The 21382-nt window shown below is 49.4% G+C and carries 21 protein-coding genes; 15 read left to right on the plus strand and 6 right to left on the minus strand.

Translation table 11 applies throughout. The features are described from left to right. The first annotated feature begins 157 nt into the window (after nucleotides 1-157). From ACYVBJ_RS00680 to ACYVBJ_RS00690, 3 genes are all read left to right on the plus strand, one after another. Nucleotides 158-3676 carry a VCBS repeat-containing protein gene (locus tag ACYVBJ_RS00680; protein WP_460980377.1) on the plus strand — a complete coding sequence of 1173 codons (3519 nt, stop codon included), beginning with the start codon at nucleotides 158-160 and terminating at the stop codon, nucleotides 3674-3676. 73 nt (nucleotides 3677-3749) lie between these two features. Continuing rightward, nucleotides 3750-4628: a glycerophosphodiester phosphodiesterase family protein gene (locus tag ACYVBJ_RS00685; RefSeq protein ID WP_460980378.1), complete on the plus strand. Its 879-nt coding sequence runs from the start codon at nucleotides 3750-3752 to the stop codon at nucleotides 4626-4628. A gap of 75 nt (nucleotides 4629-4703) precedes the next feature. Then, entirely contained in the window at nucleotides 4704-6227 is a 1524-nt protein-coding gene (locus tag ACYVBJ_RS00690; protein WP_460980379.1) for a GH3 auxin-responsive promoter family protein, read from the plus strand. Nucleotides 6228-6235: 8 nt separating this feature from the next. On the opposite strand, the gene ACYVBJ_RS00695 is transcribed toward ACYVBJ_RS00690, so the two are convergent. Both ACYVBJ_RS00695 and ACYVBJ_RS00700 read right to left on the minus strand, forming a co-directional pair. Next, a complete protein-coding gene (locus ACYVBJ_RS00695) occupies nucleotides 6236-7537 on the minus strand; it encodes a hypothetical protein (RefSeq protein WP_460980380.1) in 1302 nt (433 codons plus the stop codon). 47 nt (nucleotides 7538-7584) lie between these two features. After that, a complete protein-coding gene (locus tag ACYVBJ_RS00700; protein WP_460980381.1) occupies nucleotides 7585-8058 on the minus strand; it encodes a flavin reductase family protein in 474 nt (157 codons plus the stop codon). Between the two features lie 160 nt (nucleotides 8059-8218). On the opposite strand from ACYVBJ_RS00700, the gene ACYVBJ_RS00705 reads away from it, so the two are divergent. Further along, nucleotides 8219-9457 (plus strand): 4-hydroxy-3-methylbut-2-enyl diphosphate reductase, encoded by a 1239-nt coding sequence (locus ACYVBJ_RS00705; protein WP_460980382.1) that lies wholly within the window; start codon nucleotides 8219-8221, stop codon nucleotides 9455-9457. A 2-nt stretch (nucleotides 9458-9459) separates the two neighbouring features. On the opposite strand, the gene ACYVBJ_RS00710 is transcribed toward ACYVBJ_RS00705, so the two are convergent. Both ACYVBJ_RS00710 and ACYVBJ_RS00715 read right to left on the minus strand, forming a co-directional pair. Further along, nucleotides 9460-11145: a glycoside hydrolase family 10 protein gene (locus tag ACYVBJ_RS00710; RefSeq protein WP_460980383.1), complete on the minus strand. Its 1686-nt coding sequence runs from the start codon at nucleotides 11143-11145 to the stop codon at nucleotides 9460-9462. Nucleotides 11146-11187: 42 nt separating this feature from the next. Then, nucleotides 11188-11352, minus strand: a complete 165-nt coding sequence (locus ACYVBJ_RS00715; protein WP_460980384.1) for a DUF2256 domain-containing protein — start codon at nucleotides 11350-11352, stop codon at nucleotides 11188-11190. Nucleotides 11353-11394: 42 nt separating this feature from the next. On the opposite strand from ACYVBJ_RS00715, the gene ACYVBJ_RS00720 reads away from it, so the two are divergent. Then, nucleotides 11395-11685: a TIGR03643 family protein gene (locus ACYVBJ_RS00720; RefSeq protein WP_460980385.1), complete on the plus strand. Its 291-nt coding sequence runs from the start codon at nucleotides 11395-11397 to the stop codon at nucleotides 11683-11685. 173 nt (nucleotides 11686-11858) lie between these two features. Further along, nucleotides 11859-12326, plus strand: coding sequence for an Lrp/AsnC family transcriptional regulator (locus ACYVBJ_RS00725; protein WP_460980386.1), 468 nt, complete (start codon nucleotides 11859-11861; stop codon nucleotides 12324-12326). Between the two features lie 74 nt (nucleotides 12327-12400). On the opposite strand, the gene ACYVBJ_RS00730 is transcribed toward ACYVBJ_RS00725, so the two are convergent. Next, nucleotides 12401-13618, minus strand: coding sequence for a tetratricopeptide repeat protein (locus ACYVBJ_RS00730; protein WP_460980387.1), 1218 nt, complete (start codon nucleotides 13616-13618; stop codon nucleotides 12401-12403). 129 nt (nucleotides 13619-13747) lie between these two features. On the opposite strand from ACYVBJ_RS00730, the gene hpt reads away from it, so the two are divergent. Further along, on the plus strand, nucleotides 13748-14284 hold the full coding sequence (hpt, locus tag ACYVBJ_RS00735) for a hypoxanthine phosphoribosyltransferase (protein WP_460980388.1): 537 nt from the start codon (nucleotides 13748-13750) through the stop codon (nucleotides 14282-14284). 21 nt (nucleotides 14285-14305) lie between these two features. Here the strand turns inward: hpt and ACYVBJ_RS00740 are convergent, their stop codons facing one another. Beyond that, nucleotides 14306-15526 carry an NADH-quinone oxidoreductase subunit D gene (locus ACYVBJ_RS00740; protein ID WP_460980389.1) on the minus strand — a complete coding sequence of 407 codons (1221 nt, stop codon included), beginning with the start codon at nucleotides 15524-15526 and terminating at the stop codon, nucleotides 14306-14308. 198 nt (nucleotides 15527-15724) lie between these two features. Here ACYVBJ_RS00740 and rpmG point away from each other — a divergent pair, with 198 nt between their 5' ends. The 8 genes from rpmG to bshC all read left to right on the plus strand — a co-directional run bounded on the left by rpmG (nucleotide 15725) and on the right by bshC (nucleotide 21381). Then, complete coding sequence (rpmG, locus tag ACYVBJ_RS00745; protein ID WP_012929817.1) at nucleotides 15725-15910, plus strand: 50S ribosomal protein L33; 186 nt, start codon at nucleotides 15725-15727, stop codon at nucleotides 15908-15910. Nucleotides 15911-15993: 83 nt separating this feature from the next. After that, a complete protein-coding gene (locus tag ACYVBJ_RS00750) occupies nucleotides 15994-16149 on the plus strand; it encodes a DUF4295 domain-containing protein (protein WP_460980390.1) in 156 nt (51 codons plus the stop codon). A 189-nt stretch (nucleotides 16150-16338) separates the two neighbouring features. After that, complete coding sequence (gene ftsY, locus ACYVBJ_RS00755) at nucleotides 16339-17307, plus strand: signal recognition particle-docking protein FtsY (protein ID WP_460980391.1); 969 nt, start codon at nucleotides 16339-16341, stop codon at nucleotides 17305-17307. A 40-nt stretch (nucleotides 17308-17347) separates the two neighbouring features. Further along, entirely contained in the window at nucleotides 17348-17572 is a 225-nt protein-coding gene (locus tag ACYVBJ_RS00760; RefSeq protein WP_460980392.1) for a type II toxin-antitoxin system RelE family toxin, read from the plus strand. Beyond that, nucleotides 17569-17775, plus strand: a complete 207-nt coding sequence (locus ACYVBJ_RS00765; protein ID WP_460980393.1) for a prevent-host-death family protein — start codon at nucleotides 17569-17571, stop codon at nucleotides 17773-17775. Before ACYVBJ_RS00760 ends, ACYVBJ_RS00765 begins: the two co-directional genes overlap by 4 nt. 182 nt (nucleotides 17776-17957) lie before the next feature. Beyond that, on the plus strand, nucleotides 17958-18296 hold the full coding sequence (locus ACYVBJ_RS00770; RefSeq protein WP_460980394.1) for a carboxypeptidase regulatory-like domain-containing protein: 339 nt from the start codon (nucleotides 17958-17960) through the stop codon (nucleotides 18294-18296). 142 nt (nucleotides 18297-18438) lie between these two features. Next, complete coding sequence (gene rimO, locus ACYVBJ_RS00775) at nucleotides 18439-19749, plus strand: 30S ribosomal protein S12 methylthiotransferase RimO (protein ID WP_460980395.1); 1311 nt, start codon at nucleotides 18439-18441, stop codon at nucleotides 19747-19749. An 84-nt stretch (nucleotides 19750-19833) separates the two neighbouring features. Then, nucleotides 19834-21381, plus strand: a complete 1548-nt coding sequence (gene bshC, locus ACYVBJ_RS00780; RefSeq protein WP_460980396.1) for a bacillithiol biosynthesis cysteine-adding enzyme BshC — start codon at nucleotides 19834-19836, stop codon at nucleotides 21379-21381. Nucleotide 21382: the final 1 nt, after the last annotated feature.

The following is a 21382-nucleotide window of genomic DNA, read 5'->3' on the forward strand; positions in this document are numbered from 1 at the left end:
TCATTGCTACCTATCAGCATCGCGAAAAGATAACCGACCAATTACGCTTCTAAACAGTACGACTACGTATCGTTCCTATGGCTGACAAATCCAAAACCGGATGATTGCCAGCTGCGGCTCTACGACAGGAGCCACGAATTTTGTTTACCTTTCCTCCATGCGAGCTTTTTCTATTCTGACCGGATTCCTCTTCCTTACTCTGGTCAGCTGTACACATACCTCCTCACGCTTTGAGCGGTTACCGGCTAGTCAAACAGAAATCGACTTTACGAACGAAATCATTGAAAGCGACACGCTGAACGTAATGGACTTCGAATACCTCTATAACGGCGGGGGCGTCGGTGTGGGCGATTTCGATGGAGATGGCCAAAGCGATTTATTTTTCGCGGGAAACCAGGTATCAAGCCGGTTATACCTGAATAAGGGGAAGTTCAGATTTGAGGACGTAACGGAATCGGCAAACGTAGCTACCCGCAGCTGGTGCACAGGCGTAGCGGTTGCCGATATTAATCAGGACGGCCGACAGGATATTTACGTCTCCACCATTCACCCAAAACGCGACAAGTCGGTTCCCAATCTGCTCTTCCTCAATCTGGGAAATGACGCCAATGGCGTACCGCAATTTAAAGAGGTGGCCCATGCCGCTGGACTGGCCGATTCGAGTTACACTTCTCAGGCTACATTTTTAGACTATGACCGCGACGGCGATCTGGACGTTTTTCTGTTAACAAATGCCCTGGAGTCTTTTAATCGCAACAACGTAATCGGCCCCAGAAACGACGGCTCCGCCCGAAGTGTGGATAAACTGTACCGAAACGACGGCCTCTCAGCCGACAACATCCCTCATTATACCGATGTATCGAAGCAAGCCGGACTAATTCATGAAGGATGGGGCTTAGGGGTACTTGTCAACGACATTAACCAGGATGGCTGGTCAGATATTTACGTAGCCAATGATTTCCAGTCGAACGATGTCTGGCTGATCAATAATCACGACGGAACCTTCACCAACCGCATAAGCGAAGCCCTTAAGCACCAGAGTCACAACAGCATGGGCGTTGACATAGCGGATATCAATAACGACGGCTTGAATGACCTGATGGTGGTAGACATGCTGCCCGATGACAATCTGCGCCAGAAAACCATGTTTTCCAACGTACCTTACGACCGCTTTCAATTAGGTCGTCGGCTGGGTTATCAAACGCAGTACATCCGAAATGTGCTTCAGCTTAACCGGGGATTTCGTCCGCCATCTGCAGGTTCAGCACGTAGCGTCACGTCCCCCAGCGGGCCAAATGATGTGCCTTTGTTCAGCGACATTGCTTACCTGACCGGAACAGCGGCTACCGACTGGAGTTGGAGTGCTCTTTTCGCTGACCTCGACAACGATGGCCTCCGCGATTTGCTGGTCACGAATGGGTACCGCAAAGACATCACCGACCTTGATTTCACCACCTACAACCGGGAGGCCAATGTCTTTGGCTCGGATGCGGATCGGCGGGCTGGTTTACTAAAACGGATTAACGATTTAGAACCTGTTTATAAACCGAACTTTCTGTTTCATAACGACGACAGTCTTCGATTCTCGAACGTAGCCGACAGTTGGGGGCTGGCAGATCCTTCCTTCACGAACGGAACCGCTTATGCCGACTTCGACAATGACGGTGATCTGGATCTGGTCATGAATAATATCAATGATCCGGCTTTTATCTACCAAAATCACACGATTGATGCCGACAACGAATCGCCCAGGCCCCATTACCTGAAGCTGAAGCTCATTGGCAAGCAAGGCAACCTGGAAGGCTTAGGGGCACAACTAATCGTCTGGACTGGTCAGCGTATGCATTATGCCGAATACACCCGGCAGCGTGGTTACCAATCGACGATGGAAGCAGGCGTGCACTTTGGCTTGGGTAATTCGGCCAAGATCGATTCACTGAAAATTCGCTGGCCAAGCGGAGTCGGTCAGGTGCTCCGCAACATCTCCGCCGATCAAACGCTGACGTTGACTGAACGTCAGGCGACTGCTCAACCGAATACGTTTATGCAGCGCCAGCAACCGGCCAGCGCCTTACTCACCGACGTATCAACCTCAGTTGGTCTTGCGTTTCAGCATCAGGAAGATGACTTTGTCGATTATAAAGCGCAGCAGACCTTACTGTTTCATAAGCATTCTCAGATTGGTCCGGGACTAGCGGTGGGCGATGTCGATAACAACGGCTTCGATGATATTTATGTCGCGGGTTCAGCGAATAAAGGTGGGACATTCTTTTTACAACGTCCGGACGGTACGTTCCAGCGGAAAGATCGGCCTGCCAAACGGGCCGAAGAAACGGGGGTGCTTCTGCTCGACGTTGATCAGGACAATGACCTCGACTTATACGCGGTGCATGGAAGTACTGAGTTCGGCAAGAATCCGGCTCTGTATCAGGACAGCCTGTACCTGAACGATGGGAAAGGCAACTTCAAGGTTGCGCCGGGAGCATTACCACGTACCGAAGCCAGTGGCTCGTGCGTAATTGCCGCCGACTTTGACCAGGATGGCGATCTGGACTTGTTTGTAGGCGGCCGGGTTGTGCCTCAGCGTTATCCAGAACCGGCGCGAAGCTATTTGTTACGTAACGATAGCCGCCAGGGCCAGGCTCGTTTCACCGACGTTACCGATCAGTTAGCCCCCGGTTTAGGTCAGGCGGGTTTGGTCTGTGCTGCGCTCTGGACAGATGTGGATAACGACAACTGGCCGGATCTCATGCTGGCCGGTGAGTTTATGCCGATTACGGTTTTCAAAAACCAGAAAGGCCGTCAGCTGTCGCAGCTGACCATGCCGTCTCTGGCAAGTACCGTCGGCTTTTGGAACAGTCTTACCGCCGGCGATTTTGACAACGACGGCGATATGGATTACATCGCGGGTAATCTGGGGCGAAATAACCGCTTTCAGGCTTCTCCCGAGCGGCCCGTATCCGTATACGCGGCCGATTATGATAAAAACGGAACGCTGGATCCCATCCTAAGTTTTTACAATAGCAATACGGAGTATCCTGTTCATCCACGAGATGTGTTAACCGATCAGATACCATCGTTTAAGAAAAATATGACCTCCTATGCTGCCTACGGGAAACTTACGCTGGATAAATTGCTTTCGGTGGATCAACGTAAGGAAGCGATCACAAAACGGGTTACCTACGTATCATCGGCGTATATTGAGAACCGAAATGGTACGTTTGTTATCCATGATCTTCCCTTAGAAGCGCAGTTTTCACCCGTGTTCGGAACGGTGGCTACGGACGTTAATCAGGACGGGAACCTGGATATACTGCTGACCGGAAACGATCACGCTATGGAGGTATTGTCGGGCTGGCAGGATGCAGGCTTAGGGCTGTGTTTGCTGGGTGACGGTACAGGGCATTTTAAGCCCCTAAGTCCTGAACAGTCTGGCTTTGTCGTGGATGGCGATGCCAAAGCGTTCGCGTCCGTTCTGCTGGCCAACGGGCGCATTTGTTACGTAGCAGCGAATAATAACGGTCCGCTCAAAGCCTTTGAAATTACCAACAGCCGCGCCGTTTATAAACCTGTTAATGGACACGTATCTGGTGGTGATCCGAAGCGTCAACCCAGGGTCGAATGGGGGGGTGGTTACCTTTCGCAGTCGTCGCGGTTTATGGCTGTTGTCCCTTAACTACTAAAAGAAATTGTACTTTTGAGCCGACCGTTCATCCATCTGCATGCGCTTCATTGGACTTTTTGTCGGTATGATAACTACTGTATTTGTCTCGTCACCTCCGTCCCAATTCGATCTACAGGGACATCGAGGGTGCCGGGGCCTTATGCCCGAGAACACAATTCCGGCGTTTTTGAAGGCCCTGGATTTAGGGGTTACAACGCTCGAACTGGACGTAGTTATCAGCAAAGATCGGCAGGTGGTCGTATCGCACGAACCGTATTTCAACGCAGCGTTTAGCTATAAACCCAATGGTCAGCCGGTCAGCAAGAAAGAGCAGAGAGGCCTCGTGCTCTACCAGATGAATTATGCCGAAATACGCCAATTTGATGTCGGCTCGGCTGGCAATCCGGCGTATCCTGAACAGCAAAGGTTAAAGACATTCAAGCCTTTGCTCAGCGAAGTGATTGAGCAGGCAGAAGCGTATCGAAATACGAAGAATTTGCCGCTCTTCTCGTATAATATTGAGATTAAAAGTGAGCCATCGGAGTATAACAAAAGCCAGCCGGAGCCTGCTCTCTTCTGCGACCTTGTACAGGCCGTTATCACTAAGCTTCTTCCTCCGGACCGCGTTGTGATTCAAAGCTTCGACTTTGCCATAATCAGGCATTGGAAACAACAGGCGGAACGTATCGACAGACCGGCAGATAAATATCCTTCTGTTCAACTATCTGCTTTAGTAGAAAATCTGCGTAGCCCCGAGAAGAATCTAGAAGAACTTGGCTTTACACCAGATGTATACAGCCCACACTACCGCCTGCTCAGTCAGGATCGAATTCGTCGGCTGCACGAACGGGGAGTTAAAGTTATTCCGTGGACAGTAAACAGGCGGGCGGATATGAACCGACTGAAGAATTGGGGCGTTGACGGCCTTATTACCGACTACCCCAACCGGGCAAGTGGTTTGTAAACTAAGCCACACTTTTGTAAGTTTCTATGATTAACCGACGTTGGCCAGCCGGTTACCAATCCTGTTGATAAGACTATGACCTTTTTAAACACTACACTTAAATGGCTTCTGCAACGGCGCTTGCCGCGCATTGAAACCATGATGACTCAGCCCGGTGTAGTGCAGCAAAAGGTGTTTAATCAGTTGATCCGTTCGGGCCGCCGAACGGAGTGGGGCCGAAAATATGATTACAAATCCATTCGTAGCGTACAGGATTTTCAACGTCAGGTTCCCATATCCAGCTACGAAGACTTGTACCCGTATATCGAACGGGTCATGAAAGGCGAAAGTAAGGTACTGTGGCCGTCGCCGGTTCGCTGGTTCGCTAAATCGTCGGGTACGACCAACGCCCGCAGCAAATTCATCCCGGTCACGCCCGAGTCTTTGGACGAAAGTCATTTTAAGGGCGGCAAGGACATGATGGCCTTATACATAGCTAATAACCCGGATAGCCGAACGTTTGAGGGCAAAGGCTTATCCATTGGGGGCAGCTTACATCAGAATCCATTCGGCTCGAACAGTGCCGCGGGCGATGTATCGGCCGTGGTGATGAAAAACCTACCCAGCTGGGCGCAATTCATACGTACTCCTTCCATTGAGATTGCCCTGATGGACGAGTGGGAGTCTAAACTGGAGCGAATGGCTGAGATAACCGCGCAGGAGAACGTAACGAGCATCTTGGGAACACCAACCTGGGGGCTGGTGCTTATCGACAAAATTCTGGCAAAAACCGGTAAGACAAACATCCTCGAAGTGTGGCCGAACTTTGAGCTGCTGGTACACGGAGCCGTTAATTTCCAACCCTACCGAGATTTGTTTCAGCAACAGGTATTTCCGTCGAAAACGGTTCGATACCAGGAAGTTTACAACGCGTCCGAAGGTTTCTTCGCCATTCAGGACGATCTGAGCCGCGTTGGCGAAATGCTGCTGATGCTTGACTATGGAATCTTCTATGAATTTGTGCCCATCCACGAAGCGGATCAGCCTTTCCCGAAAGCGTTGACGATTGAAGAGGTTGAAGTCGATAAGAACTACGCACTTATTGTCTCTACCAACGGGGGACTCTGGCGGTACCGGGTCGGTGATACGGTACGGTTTACGTCGCTCTACCCGCACCGTCTGAAAGTCAGTGGTCGCACAAAACATTACATCAATGCGTTTGGTGAAGAGGTCATTGTAGAGAATGCGGAGGCCGCTATCACGCGGGCCTGCGAACTGACGGGTGCCATCATTACCGACTACACAGCGGGTCCTATTTATATGAGCAACGGCACCAACGGCTGCCACGAATGGGTTATTGAATTTGCTCAGAATCCCGAGAGCCAGCAACGGTTCAACCAGATCCTCGACGAAACGCTCCGCCAGGTCAATTCCGATTATGACGCCAAGCGGTATAACGATATGGTGTTAAAACGGCCCCGTGTGCATGTGGTGCCGCGTGGTACGTTCTACGCCTGGATGAAGCAGCGGGGCAAACTGGGTGGCCAGCACAAAGTACCCCGCCTGGCCAATACGCGCGAGTATCTGGATGATATTCTTGGGCGAGTGCTTGAACTTTAACTCCCGAATTATCGATTAGATTCTGACAGCCAGTGAAACTGCCGTTCGGCAAGCTGGAAGTGCCGCTTCTGCCGTTTAAGCGCAATCGAAATTGTATCGTTTCGGATCAGCCCCCGCAAGAGTAAATGGTTAGTGTCGGGCATGGTATAGTTCAGCGTGAACAGTGAACTCGTATCTGAACTAAACTTTTTGAACGCAATGATATTTTTGGCGGAATCCAGCGCATACGAAAAATATCCCCGACGATAGCGTTGCCGCAGCAGCGTATCCGCTGTCAGAATACTGCCCGATGTGTTCTGTTCGAAAATCACGTCTTTCCAGCGAAGGCTATCAGCTACGTTTCCCTGAAAGCGTTCAACCTCAAAATAGCCAGTAGTTAACCTGCCCTTAGCTCCGGAATCAGTATACCTCGTCATGTTGTAATACATACCCCACAAAGGCAGAACCAGAAACAGCACAACAAAGGCCACTTTCAGACCAGTTCGCGTCATTCGTAACCGCCGGTTTTGCAGGACTATCCGGAACGCCGGTTGGGTTGGCTTATTCAGAACAAAGAAATTTATCAGCCGCTGGGCATCTCCCAATAGCAGGAAGTTACTCATTATAAACAGGTGAATCGAAAACAGCTTCACCGGAATGTCGTAGCACAGATTCATCATCATAACATTCAGGAAAACGCCCGTTGCTATAAACGCTCCCAGGGTGCTCGTTCGCCGGAATAGCAGCAAGACGCCCGCCAGCACCTCGATTGCCCCCGAAAAAAACTGGTATGGAGTCGAATACCCGATAAAAAACCAGGAGAAACGCATGGGTAGGAAATCTCCTAATGGAGTGGCTAAAGCACTTAACGACGGAAAGACCATTTGCTGCCCAAACAGTTTGATGATGCCGTACCGTAGCGCAACCATAGCTACGTAATACCGTACCCCGACCGGTAGCCAATAGTACCCAACATCGTAGTTCTTGCGCTTATCCAGACCAGTCCAGATTACGGTTCCAACTACAGCCAGTAGCGTGAACAAACATAACTGCGCGTACCCATACGACGTATCGCCACTACCGTTGAGCGGCACCAGTACGTCTTTGACATGAAACAAGTATGTGTTTCCCAGGTTAACCAGCCAGTTTTCGGCTTGGGCAAACAACTCCGCTATTACATTTAACAAGGGCAGATCGCCCAGCCAGCTCCAGGGCGACATATAGAGCAATAAATAGATGCATGAGAATCGAAACAGTACCTTACGCCACCAGGGCCAATGGTCAGCAAAACGTACTATAAAGCTGTTTTCGTTAGTCAACGACGAAGTCATATTTGGAAAAAGTTTAGGAATGACTTCACCAAATATAAGTAAAACAGCTATGCGCGTATCAGCTTCTTTTCCTTTAAAAATGAGTAAGTCATTACGTCCTTTTCGGGGTTGAGCACGACTTGTTTTACTACTTCACATACGAACAGTTCATGATCGCCAGCGTCGGTGCTGTGCAGAACGCGACATTGCACGTAACCAATAGCCTCAGTTAAATAAGGACAGCCACGGTCATCGAGCGCATAGGGCAGATTCTTAAACTTATCTGTTGTTCGGCCCGACTGTCTGCCAAGTTTCCGGATTAAGCGAGTCTGGTCTGTGCTCAACAGGTTAACGTTCAGAATACCACTTTCCCGCACCAGTTCGATTGTGTAATCAACCTTATACAGCGCTACGGCGATCACTTTACCACCCATAGCCGTCTGCATGATCCACGTAACGATGTTTGCATTCCTGCGGTCGCCAGCTACCGTTGTAACGCTTTGTACGTCATAGTTTTTGTAGGACAACAGTCGGTTGGGCATATCGCTAAATCGGTTGGTGACTCATGCAGACAGGTATGCTAGAAAGGGTTAGTTTTGTAGCGAACAAAGCGTGAAAAGCATTTGTTGAAATTTAACAGAGGTCAACCTTACAGCGCCATTACCAGCGGCCGGACGCGGCACAGATAACCAGCTACCGACAATGAAATCGTTCGATATACCCGAGTATTACCGGAGCAGCCTGATCACCCCGCTGAAGGAGTTTCGGCGAAAACGCGACAAACTCAAGCGCGATTTTACGCCGACTCTGCTTGACTTTGGTCCGATTCGGTTTCTGATTGCCCGTCACTTCGGCTTTTGCTATGGGGTCGAGAACGCCGTAGAGATTGCCTATAAAGCCATTGCCGAGAACCCGGATAAGCGCATTTTTCTGCTCAGCGAAATGATCCATAATCCCGATGTCAATGCCGACTTGCAGGATCGTGGGGTGCAGTTCATTATGGATACGAGCGGCAAGCAATTGACGCCCTGGTCGGCCCTGACGGCCGATGATGTCGTTATTATTCCTGCGTTCGGTACAACGCTCGAAACACAGCAACAACTAGCCTCTGTTGGGCTGGATATTGAGCGATACGATACGACCTGCCCTTTTGTGGAGAAGGTCTGGAATAAAGCCGGGCAAATTGGCCAGAAGGATTATACCGTTGTTGTGCATGGCAAACCGAGTCACGAAGAAACGCGGGCTACATTTTCGCACAGTAAAGAAGCCGCGCCAACGGTCGTTGTTAAAGACTTGAAACAAGCTCAGCAACTGGCCAAATACATTACCCGCGAATTGCCGGCTGAACAATTCTATCGGGATTTTGCCGGTCAATTTTCGGAAGGATTCGACCCAACCCGTCATCTGGAACGTATTGGCGTGGTTAATCAGACGACGATGCTGGCCTCCGACACGCAGGGCATTGCCGATTATCTGAAAAAGGTGATGATGAATACATATAATCTGACGTCTGATCAGGTTGAAGCCCGATTTGCCAACACACGGGATACGCTTTGTTACGCTACAAACGATAATCAGGATGCTACGTATGCGCTGCTAACGTACTCTGCCGATTTTGCCATTGTGGCGGGTGGGTACAACTCTTCCAATACGTCGCATATCGTCGAACTCTGCGAAGAAAAGCTTCCTACGTATTTCATTGAATCGGAGCAGAAGATACTTTCTAAGTCATTGATCCGTCACTACAGCGGACATACCCGGCAAGAGACGGTTACGGAGAACTTCATTCCTCAACACGACGAAGCCAATCCGGTTACGGTCTTACTGACCTGTGGCGCTTCGTGTCCGGATGCGGTTGTCGAAGGAATTTTGCTCAAACTGGTTAGTTTCTTCCCCAACGCCAGGTCGGCCGGGGAAGCTCTGCAAGCCTACCTGAATTGACGTTACGGTACTTTCACCACGACTTCTTTGCTTTCGTTGTGGAGTCGATCTAAAGCGGTTATTACGTAAGTATACTTCTTTTTAAGATCGGCCGTCTTGTCGACAAACCGCGTTGTTTCTTCGCCCATGCACCGGGCGACAATGCATCGGGGGTCTTCCAAGCGCATACGAGGCCGTCGGCCTTCAAATCGGTAGATAACGTATTGATTCGCGCCATCGCCATCCTGAGCTTCGGCTGGTTGATGCCAGAACAACTCAATACCTTCGGGCGTCATAGCGGCCTTCACCTCACGGGGCGGCAAGGGTGGAATACTATCCAGCCAGGGCATTGTTGGCACCAGCGCCGTATGTCGATAGAAGTTTGTTTGCAGAGAGTCCCGAATACCAAGTGGATTGTCCCTTAAACTTTTGGCGCTGAAAAACACGCTGCCTGCCACAGTTGGCTGCTGGCGGTTATACCGCATCTGATCCGGAAATTCAGTAGCCCTCCACCAGCCCGGATCACGTTCGGACCCCCGTCCGACCCGATAAGCGCCCTGTCCAATGTAAAGATGACAGTTTCCAGCGTTACGAGTCCACCACTCTACCAGAGTTTTGTAGGGCACCCGTCCAAATGCAGAGCTAAAATATACCTGTGGAACGATGTAGTCGATTAATCCTTCCCGTACCCATTTACGTGTATCGGCATACTGATCGTAGTAGGACTGACCGCCATTTGTTGGAGAGCCATCGGGATCATTGCTTTGATTTTTCCAGATACCAAACGGGCTTACCCCAAATTTCACCCATGGCTTGTTGGCCCGTATGGAGTCTCGTAGTTCAACGATCAGCTTATTGACATTGTCGCGTCGCCAGTCATTCTTCTTCATGCCGTTGTAGTTGGCCTGGTACGCTCCGTCGTCATTCAACGTTTGGCCAGCAACTACGTAAGGATAAAAATAATCGTCAAAATGAATGCCGTCTACGTCGTATTCGCGAACCACATTAGCGACAATACCAGCAATGTAGGAACGTACTGCAGGCAGGCCCAGGTTAAAGAGTTTACGCCCTCCGTAGCTCAGTATCCACTCCGGCTTGCGGTAAATAATATTCGTAGGTGCCAGGCTGGCGTTCTTACTAAACATAGCCCGGTCCAGGTTGAACCAGGCGTGAAATTCCATACCGCGCTGGTGGGCCTGTTCAATCATAAACTCCAGGGGATCATAAAACGGCGCAGGAGGCAGGCCTTGCTGCCCCGTTAGCCACTCTGACCAGGGCTCCGAACTCTTCGCGTAAAACGCATCGGCGGCCGAGCGAACCTGCACAACCACGGCGTTCAACCCCATTTGCTGCTGTTGATCAAACATCGCTACGATTTCGCGCTGCTGATCGGCAACGGGCAGCCCTTTCCTGGTTGGCCAGTCGATGTTATCTACTGTGGCAATCCAGACAGCCCGGAATTCGCGTTTGGGGGGCGGAGGGGTCAGGTCGACGACCTCCTCAAACTCAACCGTATCTTCAGGCGGAACAACTACCGCCGTTGTTGGTTTGGGAGTCGTTGTCTTCGGCGCAGGAGGCTTGACAGCCACTGACTTTTGCGGAACGGTCCGGGCAGGAAGTGGTTTCTTCGTAGCAAATGGTTTAGACTGCCGACAACTACCCCATACTATAAAACTCAAAAACAGGCAAACGTAAACAAGTGAGCGCATGGGCAATGGGTTAATCGTCAAAATTAACGATAGTTCGCAGACCTACGTCGTCTGGGGCGTTTTTTGCCGTTTACTGGCAGCACGACAGGCATCGCTACAATATAGGACGTTGTCCCAGTCGCGCTCCCACTTTTTGCGCCAGCTAAAGGGACGATTACACACCGGGCAAGTTTTTGTGGGCAAATCGGACTTCTTACGCATTTTCATCGGTAAAATATGTTATTAGCTTACACAGTCCGTTTAACCGTTATGAAGAAACCCGAACCAATCCGCCTGACGAACATCGATATTGACCGCATTGTTGAAATGGCCTGGGAAGATCGCACTCCCTTCGACGCAATTACGGCCCAGTTTGGCTTGTTGGAACAGCAGGTGATTACGCTGATGCGTCGCGAGATGAAACCTTCCTCGTGGCGGTTATGGCGGGCCCGCGTGCAGGGCCGGTCTACAAAACACCTTGGTCTTTCGCAGGCGGCTGCGCTTCGGTTCAAAGCGGATCGTCAACGTGTAATCGCGCACAACAAGGTATCCAAACGGTAAGCCCCCAATTTGGCTACTCAATGATTTCGCTTAATTTTGTGCCGCTAAAGTCCAGAATAGGCTATATTTCTTCTGGTTTTTGCAAAAAACCAATATAGTTTAAGACGATTTTAACGTATTGATAGTAGCTTTGCGCAGTTCTGCAACAAAGTTTCAAAAAGATCACCTCGTTTATGAACCACAAATTAGATCATATAGATCGCAACGTATTGGAAATTCTTCAGGCCAATGCGAAAATCACCAACGCTCAACTTTCTAAAGAAATTGGTCTTTCTCCGGCTCCGACTCTCGAACGCGTTAAGAAGCTGGAAACATCGGGCATTATTCAAAGCTATCACGCTCAGCTTAACCGCGAAAAGGTTGGGTTAGGTGTAACGACTTTTGTAACAGTAACCCTGGTTAGCCACAAAAAAGATACGACCATGTTGTTTGTGGAGAAGGTGAATAAAATCCCTGAAATTATTGAGTGCCACCACATTACCGGCTCGGGCGATTTTATGTTAAAAGTTATCTCGAAAAATATTGCTTCTTATCAGGCGTTAATGCTTGACGTAATCAATGAGATTGAAGAAGTTGCCAGTACGCAAACCAGCGTTATCATGTCCACGTTCAAGGAGAGCAAAGTACTGCCTATCCCTTGATTGTCCGGCACAAAAGAAGGCGGATGTTAATGAGAGTCTCATTAACATCCGCCTTCTTTTGTTATAAAACATTGTTACTCTCTACGTTTCCGGCGCTCGTCCCGTCTCGACTTTTTCGCATCTTCCAGCGCTTTTTTGGCTTCCTTATATTGATTGGATTTGCGCTCGGCTTTGTCCATCACTTCCTTAAAATACGACTGCGCTAAATCATAGTTCTTTTCTTCCGTGGCAATCTTAGCCAGGCCCAATACCGACGACCAGTAATAACCGGCATTCATGGCATTTGTCTGCTTCGCAAAATCAATAGATTGCTGGTAGTACTTCTTGGCTTCGGGTAGGTTCCTGTAGAACAGATGGTTGACATAGGCCAAGATATAAGCTGCGGTTCGTCCACTTACGCCTTCGTAGCCCGACTGGGTACGCGACACTTTTTCCAGAATGTCTTTAGAAATACGTTCCGCTTCGTTCAACCGCCCCTGCACAAAGGCGGAACGGGCGTAATAGCGCTCGAAAAACGGATTATCAGGATACTGTTCAGCCATGTACTTCGCCATCTCATAGGCTTTGTCATACTGATTCTCCATGCTGTAAATCTGGAGTAAAAAGTACCGGGCCTCAACCCGGGTATAAAACGCCGTATTCGCCGTTTTTTCCAATTGCTTTATACCACTCTGCTTATTTCCTTTTGGAAAAAACACCAGAATTGGCTTCAGCAAGGGATAATTCTCGGGTATCCACTGGGCGTAGTAATTGTACATACCATCGCCGAATAGCAACTCTGGGCTGAAGTCAGCATTCCCTTTGCACTTTTCAAAATATTTGAGTGCGCTTTTACCCGCCAATGTGGCCTTGGCCCACTTCTTCCGCTCGGAGTATAATCGACCTTTAAAGGCGTAGGCAGCGGCCAGGAAAAAAGAAGGTTCAAGCTTATTGTCGCTCTCTTCGTACAGATTTTCCGCTAACGTAATGGTGGAGTCCATATACATCAGGCACTTTTCATCGTAATCTGTTACGTCGGTATTGGGCACAATTTTCCACCACTCAGCCAGGCCCATCAGGAAGTAGGGCATCGGATGCTTCGGGTAACGAACGCGCAACCACCGAAACTCTTTGTCAGCCTCGTAAAATTTATAGTTATACATCTGGTTGATAGCTTCCGCCGATTCAATCTGAACCCCTGGATGCTTCAACAAGCCGTCATATTTTTTGTCAAACGCCGACGGATCGTACAGTTGGGCCTGTGCAAAAGCAGCCAATCCTGTCAGCCATACCGTCAACAATAGCTTTTTCATTCGTTTTTAGTTGCTTACCGCTTATATCAACGTAATCAGTCGACTGTACGTTTGCATTCGCTTATTTTTCGACGAAATTTTGTCGGCTAGCCTACGCCCGCCGTATCTTTGGCGCTTGCCGATGCTGCTATGTTAACAATTAAGGACAAAACGTTCGTCCCATTTATTGCCGCCGATGCCATTCAATCGCGAATACGGGAATTGGCCGGACAAATCAACCAGGCATACGCCGACAGGCAGCCGCTCATTGTGGTGGTCTTAAACGGAGCTTTTCTGTTTGCCGCCGATCTGATGAAGCACTTGACAATTCCGTGCGAGATTACGTTCATACGGGTAGCTTCCTATACCGCTACAGAATCGACGGGGCAGCTCAAACAGATCCTGGGCCTGAGCGAGCCGATAACCAACCGTGACCTGATTGTTATTGAAGATATTGTCGATACCGGCTTAACAATCTCCGACGTTTGTAATCAATTGCTTGGTCACAAGCCCGCATCGCTTGCGATTGCTACGTTACTGTTTAAACCAGCCGCCTTAAAGAACTCCATTGATTTACAGTACGTTGGTTTCGAAATAGAAAACCGCTTCGTCCTTGGCTACGGTCTCGACTACGATGGTCTGGGGCGTAATACGCAGGATATTCTGGTGTTGGAAGAAAGGAGTTAGCGACGGGAACGCGGCTACTTTCTACCGATCCACTTCTCCCATCACGACGTCGATTGATCCGATAATCGCAACCAGATCGGCCAGCATAGCTCCTTTGGAGATTTCGCTGATAACGGATAGGTTGTGGTAACAGCAGGAGCGGCAACGGCAACGTACGGGAATGTCCGCCCGGCCGTCGGTTCGGAAAAAGAAGCCCAACTCCCCTTTCGCGCTTTCGCCCCGAACGTAAAAGTCCATCGCCTTCGGCCGGATTTTCTTCGGCACAACGGCTTGCGGATCATACTCACGGTTGCGCTTATGTTCGCCGGTTAATTTATCCAGGCACTGCTCCACGATACGTAACGACTCCCAGCACTCCAGCACCCGAACGTTATTCCGGTCCCAGCAATCGCCTACGGTACCCATCTCCCCTGTGCCAATTGGAACATCAAATTCCAGCTCTGGATACACCGAATACCCATCGACCCGACGCAGGTCGTACCGTAGGCCAGAACCCCGCAGCATTGGCCCCGTACAGCCGTAGTTAATTGCTACCGGTAAAGGCAGAACCCCCACGCTGGCAGTACGTTTAATGAAGATCTCATTTTCAATTACCAACTGCTGCAATTCGACTAACTTAGGCTTTAGATACGTTACAAACTCACGGCAGCGCTCTTCAAAACCGACGGGCAGGTCATAGAAAAGGCCACCAATCCAGATGTAATTATACAACATGCGGGCACCACTCACCCATTCGAGCAGGCGCTGAATATGCTCCCGATCGCGCATAAGCCACAGAAAAGGCGTGTACGCTCCGATATCCAGCGCATACGTACCAACAGCCACAAAGTGAGCGGCTATCCGATTAAGTTCAGCGACTAGCACGCGGATGTATTCCGTCCGTTTTGGAATATCGTTCTCGATTCCGAGCATTCGCTCCACGCCCATTACAAAAGTGTGTTCCGAATTCATAGCCGCCAGGTAATCGAGCCGGTCAACAAACGGAATTGTCTGGTTAAACGGCAACGACTGAGCGTGCTTCTCGAAGCAGCGGTGCAGGTAGCCCAGATGCGGCACTACGTCGACAATAATCTCGCCGTCCGTAACGACTTCGAACCGTAACACACCGTGCGTAGATGGGTGCTGAGGGCCCATATTTAAGATCATTTCTCCTTCGTTGAGCATGTCAGGCCGGTACAGGCTCGGCTCTGACGCCCGAAAGTGACCGGGAGCGTATTCGTATTGGATCGATTGCGTAGTCATTTCCTATCCCGCCAATAGTAGTTAGCTACCGGCGACGTTATAAACTCAAAGGTCGCCAGAGCTTGCCCTAAAATCAACGCGTGTTGAGAATTTATCGGGTAACCAGCTACAAATCATTACTTTTTATTGACAACCTGTTTGTCAAATACCAGATAGTTCGTACCTTTGCGCTCCTTATCGAGAAAACGAACTTTAGCAATGGCAAAGAAAGGCGCCAATAGAATCCAGGTTATTCTGGAATGCACCGAGCAGAAAGACAGCGGTGTACCCGGCATGTCCCGGTACATCACCACGAAAAACCGGAAGAATACGCCGGCCCGTATTGAGCGGAAAAAGTACAATCCGTTCCTGAAGAAAGTAACGCTGCACAAAGAAATTAAATAAGAGTTGATCAGTTAGTGAGTGGGCTAGTGGGCCAGTATTTAATAACGAATCAACTGACAAACGAATTAACTGACAATTAAGTCATGGCAAAAAAGGTAGTTGCAACCCTGAAAACGAAGGACAACGGCAAATCATTCGCCAAGATTATCAAAGCCGTTAAGTCGCCTAAGACCGGCGCGTATACCTTCAAAGAAGAAATGGTTCCGGTTGACGAAGTGCAGACTGCTTTGAAAAGCTAGTTTTCACGAATCGCTACGGCGAACGAGTACCGCACAGAAATACAGGAAGTCCCACAGCCAGCATGGCCACGTGGGACTTTTTTTGCTAAAAAACAGTTAGGTCGTTAGTGAGTCAGGCAGTATCTGAGTAATTATGCATAAGTGACGGCCCGGCAAAACGACTGAACAACTCACTGCCTATCAATTCATATGGCTCTATTCGGCTTATTTTCAAAAGAGAAAAAAGAAACGCTCGATAAAGGACTGGAGAAAACTAAAGATAGTTTTTTTTCTAAGTTAGGTCGGGCGGTCGTCGGCAAATCGACTGTTGACGAAGAAGTGCTCGATGAGCTGGAAAACGTATTAATTTCGTCAGATGTCGGCGTTGAAACGACGGTGAAGATCATTCGCCGGATCGAAGAACGGGTAGCTCGGGATAAATACATGGGCACGGATGAGTTAGACCGTATTCTGCGCGAAGAGATCGCGGCACTGCTCTCGATCAATACTACAGCCACAACCGCTCGTGACGGTTCTGATGATTTTGCTCTGCCAACCGACAAAAAGCCGTATGTGATCATGGTCGTTGGTGTTAATGGCGTCGGTAAAACGACAACTATTGGCAAGCTAGCCGCCCAATTTCACAAACGGGGTAAGCAAGTCGTGTTAGGAGCCGGTGATACGTTCCGGGCAGCCGCTGTGGACCAGCTTAAACTTTGGGGTGATCGCGTTGGTGTACCGGTTATCTCGCACGGCATGAACACCGATCCATCAGCCGTAGCTTTCGATGCGGTGAAGAAAGGAACCGAAATGAACGCTGACGTTGTTATTATCGACACGGCGGGCCGTCTGCACACGAAAGTTAACCTGATGAACGAGCTGACTAAGATCAAGCGCGTTATGCAGAAGGTTACACCCGACGCACCGCATGAAGTACTTCTGGTACTCGATGGTTCTACGGGACAAAATGCGTTTATTCAGGCAACGGAGTTCACGAAAGCAACCGAAGTAACAGCTCTGGCCATTACCAAACTGGATGGTACGGCTAAAGGCGGGGTGGTGATTGGTATCTCTGACCAGTTTAAGATCCCGGTTAAGTACATCGGTGTCGGCGAAAAGATCGAAGACTTACAGACGTTCAATAAAATGGAATTTGTGGATTCATTCTTCAAGAAGTAAGCTAAATGCCGTATCAGCTTTCCTTCCCTGATCGCGGGCATTGAAAAGCCTTAAGAAGATACCTAAATCTGACGCTCAACGAGTACTTGACGCTTTAGAAGAGCTAGCTCAGAACCCTGACACTAACGTTAAGCGGTTAACTAATCACCCGGACGCTGTTTTCAGATTACGAGTAGGAGATTGTCGCGTTTTGTATGACAAGCAAGACATAGTGCGCATTATTGCAGTTATCGACGTTGGACATCGAAAAGATCTTTACGAATGACGCTTAACGCTCAAGTTATTCAATCTGAAGGAAAGCCGAAGTTTGCGGTTATTACGTATGAAGACTACCAGGCGCTGGAGAATAGCCTGGCTTCATTTGATAGCCTTGAAGACTTGTTCGATTACGTTCATGCGCTGAATGTAAAGAATGAGACCACGACTTGGCATTCGTTAGAGGAAGTGAAAAAAGAAACAGGCTTATGAGGGGCCTAAACGTCTCGTTTCGTAGTCAATCGCATTCATTTTTGACTCGACTAGCGTTACTTAGCGTAACCTTACTAGTAGCTCATACTACTTTCGCTCAAAAAAGCTCTCGTCAAAAATCCGCTACAGCCATTGTCAGACAAGGGATTTGCGGAACTGTCGTCGAGAAGCGTGGCAACTACATGCCAAGCCCCGACTCACCTCAGCCAGACTCAAACGGAACTCCCGCCGAGCGTGACGTATTGATTTTTCCGTTGCTGAACTTAGGCCAGATAGACGCGGGCGATAATGGCTTCATCAACTCGGTTCGTGGGGTGAAGCCAATTAAAACCATAAAATCGAAGAAAGACGGTACGTATTGCGTGAGCTTACCCGTTGGTCGCTACTCGGTTATGGTACGCGAGCCAAAGGGCTTGTATGCAAACCTGTTCGATAGCCAGAGCAACATCAATCCGGTTACCGTTACCCGAAACCGCCTGTCCCGAAACAGACTGGAGATAACCCATCAGGCCGTATTTTAGATTTCGGGTAAGCTTTTTTGTCTACTGACAATTCGTTCGGCTGCCCATCAATCCTGATTAGTACTCACTTACTGACCCGATTTAACGAACTTTGCGCATAAAACTGCCGTTCTTCCAATCACGGCATTGTACAATTACTGTTTTGAAAACAAAAGGCTTACGTACCAATAAAATTAATATAGTCACACTGGGTTGCTCGAAGAATCTGGTCGATTCGGAGGTGCTCTTTACGCAGCTCAGAGGTAACGGAATGAACGTGACGCACGAGTCGAAGAAGGATGACGCAAACATCGTCGTTATTAACACCTGCGGCTTCATCGACAACGCCAAAGAAGAGTCTATCAACACGATTCTGCGCTACGTAGACGCCAAAGACGCGGGCGTCGTTGACAAAGTATACGTAACGGGTTGCCTCTCGCACCGCTACAAAGATGAGCTGGAAGTCGAAATGCCAACGGTTGACGCCTGGTTCGGCACCAACGAACTGCCTCGCCTGCTGAAAACCTTAAAAGCCGATTATAAACACGAACTGGTTGGCGAGCGACTGCTGACAACACCGGCTCATTTTGGCTACCTCAAAATTGCCGAAGGCTGCGATCGTCCCTGCTCGTTCTGCGCAATTCCCTTGATGCGCGGTGGTCACATTTCCCGATCTATTGACGAGTTGGTAACCGAAGCGAAGTCGTTGGCTCGCCGGGGTACTAAAGAGCTTATTCTGATTGCGCAGGATCTGACGTACTACGGATTAGATCTGTACAAAAAACGGAACCTCGCCGACCTGATCAATCGGTTAGCCGACGTGGAAGGTATTGAGTGGATTCGGTTACAATACGCGTACCCATCGGGATTTCCGATGGATGTGCTCGACGTAATGCGTGATCGATCGAACGTCTGTAATTACCTGGATATGCCGTTGCAGACGGGTTCGACCGAGCTACTAAAACTCATGCGCCGGGGTATCACCCGCGAAAAAACTGAAGCGCTCATTCAAACGATACGTGATCGGGTGCCGGACATTACGTTGCGGACAACGCTTATTGTGGGTCACCCAGGTGAAACTGAAGCCATGTTTGCCGAAACCTACGACTTTGTGGAACGGATGCGTTTCGACCGGATGGGCGTGTTTACGTATTCGCACGAAGAGAACACGCATTCGTTCAGTATGCCCGATGACATTCCCGCCGATATCAAACAGGAACGCGCTGATGAGCTGATGGATCTTCAGCAGGGCATTTCGCAAGAGCTGAACCAGCACAAAGTAGGCCGGACGTATAAAGTGTTGTTCGACCGCAAGGAAGGGGGCTATTTCATCGGTCGAACCGAAGCCGATTCGCCTGAAGTCGACAACGAAGTACTCGTACCCGCCAGTCAGTACGTACGACTGGGCGGGTTTGCCCAAGTTCAGATCAATCGTGCCGAAGAATTTGATTTATATGGAGAGGTTGTTCTCTAAGTAATTTAAAACCCGCAAGGCAGGCAATATTGACCGAACCTTGCGGGTTTTCTCATTGTTGAGCCGAATAAATCCTAACCTTCAATGGACTGTCAGTACCTACCGCTTTCATCTACCGGCCAGTTTTCTCAGTTATTCCTTGATTACCTCGACCAGAAAGACAGTCTTAGCCCGTTCTATAGCCGTTTTCCTGAGTTAGCCGCTTTCAAAGAACAACTGCAGGATAAAACCTTTGATGAGTCGAAACGGCGGGTTTTGGTTAAAAGCCTGGAACGACAGTATCAGAACATCCCCAACAGGCCCGACTTTTCGGTATTGCTGCACCCCAATACCTTTACGGTAACTACGGGGCATCAGCTGAATATTTTTACCGGACCGTTGTACATCGTTTACAAGCTGATTACGACGATTAAACTGGCCCGGCAACTCAAGGAAGCCTATCCTGACTATACCTTTATTCCGGTGTACTGGATGGCGACCGAAGATCACGACTTCGCCGAAATCAACCACTTCTCCCTGTTCGGCAGAAATTACGCCTGGCAAACAGAACAACGGGGTGCGGTCGGTCGGATGAATCCGCAGGAGCTCAAAAGCCTGTTCAACCAGATTCCGGAAAAGCTGACCTTGTTTGAAGAAGCGTATCTGAAACAGCAGACACTGGCAGAGGCCGTCCGGTATTACGTTCATGAGTTGTTTGGTGCGGAAGGGCTTATCTGTCTGGATGCGGACGACGCTGCCTTGAAACGCGTTTTCTCGCCCGTTATGCGCGATGAACTGGTCTCTCAGCATTCGGGTCAGCTTGTTCAGGAGCAAACAGAGCTATTGGCCAACATGGGTTATAAGACAGTTATCGCTCCTCGCGATATTAACCTGTTTTACCTCGACGACCAGCTTCGCGAACGAATCGAGCGCCAGGAAGATGGTACGTACAAGGTAATCCATACGAAGATTCGGTTTTCGGAACCTGAGCTGCTGGCCTTGCTGGATGAGCACCCCGAACGGTTCAGCCCGAACGTAGTGCTACGTCCTTTATATCAGGAAACGATCCTGCCCAACCTGGCCTACATCGGTGGGCCGTCGGAGGTGCCTTACTGGCTTCAACTAAAAAAGGTGTTCGACCATTTTCAAACGCCTTTTCCAATGCTGATGCCGCGTAACTTTGCCATGTACGTACCCAACGTCTGTGCAAAGCGCATTCGTAAACTCGGCTTAACACCCGAGGAGCTGTTTAAAGATACGCTGACCTTGAAGCACGAATATGTCGATACGCATACCCGACATTCCCTGAAATTCGACAAAGAGAACAAGACGGTTAACCAGGCGCTTGATGCGATTCTGCACAAAGCGCAAATGGTTGATCCAACGCTTGAAAAAGCGGTACTGGCGGAAACAAAGCGGTTTGCCAATGCCGTTGTCCGGCTGGAGAAGAAGTTGCGCCGGGCCGAAGAGCGTAATCAGGAAACCGGACTGCGGCAGTTGTTGACCGTCAAAAACGAGCTTTTCCCTAACGGTGGCTTACAGGAACGCAGCGAAAACTTCCTGACCTTTTATCTGAACGATCGGGCGTTTTTGAAAAAGATGCTGGCTGCGTTCGACCCCTTCGATTATCGGATGCAACTCTGTTTAGAGTGAG

The sequence above is a fragment of the Spirosoma fluminis genome, from assembly GCF_054778895.1.